A 3,262-nucleotide genomic window follows, 5' to 3' on the forward strand; every position below is an offset into this window, starting at 1 on the left:
CCATCGCCCTGTCACTCCATCGCCCTGTCACCCATCGCTCTGTCAGGCTGACGACATGGACACCATCGGCCTGCTCGCCGAGCAACTCGACTGGCACTGGACCAACCAGTTGCGTCCGCGATTGGCCGGCCTCACCGACCAGGAGTACTTCTGGGAGCCCGCACCCGGGGCCTGGACCGTGCGCCCGCGCGACCCGGCGGCCAGCGGCCCGCAACCCGGCTCGGGCGCGATGACCATCGACTGGGCCTACCCCGAGCCGGTGCCGCCGCCGGTCACCACGATCGCCTGGCGGCTCGGCCACATCATCGTCGGCTGCCTCGGCGCCCGGAATGCCGCGCACTTCGGCGGCCCCGCCTGCAGCTACGACACTTTTCTGTCTGCCGCGACCGCGGATGAGGCTCTTGCGCAACTGGATTCGGCGTATGCCGGGTGGCTGGCCGGCGTGCGCGGCCTCGACGACACTGGGCTGGCCCAGCCGTGCGGACCCGCCGAGGGGCCCTGGGCCGACCTGCCCATGGCCGCGCTGGTGCTGCACATCAACCGCGAGGTCATCCACCACGGCGCGGAGATCGCCTTGCTTCGGGACCTGTGGCGGGCGCGATGACGCGGATCGCCGTCGTCGGGGGCGGGATCGCCGGACTGAGCCTGGCGGCTGCCCTCGACCCGGACGCGACCGAGACCACGGTGTACGAGTCGCAGCCGGAGCGTTCCGCGCTGGGCGCCGGACTGGTGATCTGGCCGGCCGCCCTTCGGGCGCTCACGCGGATCGGCGCCTGGGACCTGCTGCGTGCCGACGCCACGCCCGTGCCTCCCGCGGCGATCCGCGCGCTCTCCGGCCGGATCCTGCTACGCACCCGCGAGACCGGAATGGTCATCGTGCCGCGGCCGGCACTGCTCGCCGCCCTGCACGCCGTCCTGCCGGACTCGGTGCAGGTGGTGGCCCGGGAGGTGACCGACGCCCGAGCGCTGGACGCCGACATCGTCGTCGGCGCCGATGGCGTGCGTAGCGTCGTGCGTGGGCTCGTGGCACCGCGGGTGGCCGAGCGCCGAGCCACGCCGTATGCCGCCCTGCGCGGCACCCGCAGCACGGTGCCTGTCGAGGTAGCTGGCGAATACTGGGGCAGGGGAGGACTTTTCGGCATCGTGCCCATGGGCGCTGGCGCCTACTGGTTCACGACGCACCGCAGCGGTCTCGGGCCGGAGCCCCTGGACGCCGGGGCGCTGATCGGCGAGGCCCAGGCGGTTTTCGCCGGGGCCGCGCCGGTCATCGCAGAGACCCTCGCGGCGGCGGCGCCCGACACGCTGGCCACCCGCCTGTGGATCGCGCCGCCGCTGCCGCGCTACCGGCGTGGCCGCTATGTCGTCATCGGCGACGCCGCACACGCTATGACACCCAACCTCGGTCGCGGCGCCTGTGACGCGATCGTCGACGCAGTCACCCTGGCCGGCGCCCTGCGCACCGGTCATGTGGCCGCCTGGGAGGCTCGCCGCCTGCCCGTGACCCAGGCGGCCCGAGCGCTCTCCGGCGGCATCATGCGGATGGCGTTGTCCGGCATACCATCTCGCCGCCGCTGACCCAGGAGGACTCGTCAACCCGCTTGACCGCCCGGTGCCCCGGCGGAGCCCGGCCACACGAATGCGCGAGAGTCACGTCACGATCAGCGTTCACGGGCCCCGGCCAGTGGCACTGTGATGAATGTGACTGAGGACAATCGAGCGACGGCACCGCGGACCTGCCGGGACTGCGGTCAGCTCCTGAACGCCACACCCGACGGCTCCGAGACAGCCGACGACGCGGCCGATCTGGACTGGACCGACTTCTGTCCGAGTCCGGACTGCCCCGTCAAGCTGGGCGAGGCCGCCGGATAGGCCTCCTGAGTGCAGCGGGGGCGGTCGCTGGCCTCAGCGGCCCCCGTCCGTCAGGATGAACGCCGGGATCCCGGACGGGTCCCGCTGCGGACGGAAGGCGAGCCGGTGTTCGAGTTGAGCGACGAAGAGCTGGCCGTTGTCGAGTTGGTGCGCGACTGGGTCGACCGGGAGGTCAAGCCGGTCGCGCCCGAACTGGAGCATGCCGATCGCTACCCCGAGGCACTCATCGAGCAGATGAAGCAGATGGGGATCTTCGGGCTGGCGATCGGCGAGCCGTGGAACGAGGCGGGTGTCTCGGCGGCGTGCTATGCCGCCGTCACCGAGGAATTGGCCCGTGGCTGGATGAGCCTGGCCGGCGCGATGGGCGGGCACAGCGTCGTCGCGAAACTCATCGCCACGTTCGGCACCGAGCAGCAGCAGGAGCACTACCTGGCGCGGATGGCGACCGGGGAGGTGCGCGCGACGATGGCCCTCACCGAACCCGGCGGTGGGTCGGACCTGCAGGCCCTGCGCACCACGGCCCGGGCCGAGGGCGACCACTATGTCGTCAACGGCGCCAAGACGTGGATCACGAACGCGCGCCGCTCCCAGCTGATCGCACTTCTGTGCCGTACCGATCCGCAGGCGGACCCGCCCCACCGGGGAATCAGCATCCTGCTCGTGGAGCACGGCGCTGGACTGGCGGTCTCGCGCGACCTGCCCAAGCTGGGGTACAAGGGGGTCGAGAGTTGTGAGCTGGCCTTCACCGATTTCCGTGCGCCGCGGTCGGCTCTGCTCGGCGCCGAGGAGGGCCGCGGTTTCGCGCAGATGATGCGAGGGCTGGAGATCGGCCGCATCCAGGTCGCCTCGCGGGCGCTCGGCGTGGGCCGGGCGGCGTTGGAGGACGCGCTGCGCTATGCCCAGGAGCGCCAGTCGTTCGGCAGGCAGATCTGGGAGCACCAGTCGGTCGGCAACTATCTCGCCGACATGGCCACCGCACTGACGGCCGCGCGCCAACTGGTGCAGTATGCCGCCCGCTGCTACGACTCCGGACGCCGCTGCGACATGGAGGCCGGGATGGCCAAGCTCTTCGCGTCCGAGACGGCGATGACGATTGCCCTGAATGCGATCAGAATCCATGGGGGATACGGCTATTCGACGGAATTCGACGTGGAGCGCTACTTCCGGGACGCGCCACTGATGATCGTCGGGGAGGGCACCAACGAGATCCAGCGCAATGTCATCGTCAAGGAACTCGTCCGGCGCAACCTTGTGGCATCGTGACGGCCGCCGAACCCGGATCGCCCCCGATCGTGGTGGAGCGGAACGAGATCCTCCTGCCCGGTCCAGCGGCCGCGCTCGCCGGGCTCCTCGATGTTGCCGACCCCGGCCTCGAGGCCGGCGGCCGGCTGCC

The 3,262-nt window shown here is 71.3% G+C and carries 4 protein-coding genes; all 4 read left to right on the forward strand.

The features are described 5' to 3' along the window. The first annotated feature begins 55 nt into the window (after positions 1 to 55). The 4 genes from BN11_RS14065 (at position 56) to BN11_RS14075 (ending at position 3,132) form a co-directional block, all read left to right on the forward strand. Positions 56 to 604 (forward strand): DinB family protein, encoded by a 549-nt coding sequence (locus BN11_RS14065; protein WP_048698630.1) that lies wholly within the window; start codon positions 56 to 58, stop codon positions 602 to 604. After that, positions 601 to 1,575, forward strand: coding sequence for an FAD-dependent monooxygenase (locus BN11_RS14070; protein WP_157044166.1), 975 nt, complete (start codon positions 601 to 603; stop codon positions 1,573 to 1,575). The genes BN11_RS14065 and BN11_RS14070 overlap by 4 nt, the downstream gene beginning before the upstream one ends. A 123-nt stretch (positions 1,576 to 1,698) precedes the next feature. Beyond that, positions 1,699 to 1,869, forward strand: a complete 171-nt coding sequence (locus tag BN11_RS22830; RefSeq protein ID WP_157044167.1) for a hypothetical protein — start codon at positions 1,699 to 1,701, stop codon at positions 1,867 to 1,869. A gap of 105 nt (positions 1,870 to 1,974) precedes the next feature. Further along, complete coding sequence (locus tag BN11_RS14075) at positions 1,975 to 3,132, forward strand: acyl-CoA dehydrogenase family protein (protein ID WP_201329267.1); 1,158 nt, start codon at positions 1,975 to 1,977, stop codon at positions 3,130 to 3,132. Positions 3,133 to 3,262: the final 130 nt, after the last annotated feature.

This window comes from Nostocoides australiense Ben110, assembly GCF_001050535.1.
Classification (GTDB): domain Bacteria; phylum Actinomycetota; class Actinomycetes; order Actinomycetales; family Dermatophilaceae; genus Nostocoides_A; species Nostocoides_A australiense.

Coding starts and splice junctions, on each gene's coding strand:
- BN11_RS14070 (WP_157044166.1), top strand. CDS start 601: ATGACGCGGATCGCCGTCGTCGGGGGCGGGATCGCCGGACTGAGCCTG.
- BN11_RS14065 (WP_048698630.1), top strand. CDS start 56: ATGGACACCATCGGCCTGCTCGCCGAGCAACTCGACTGGCACTGGACC.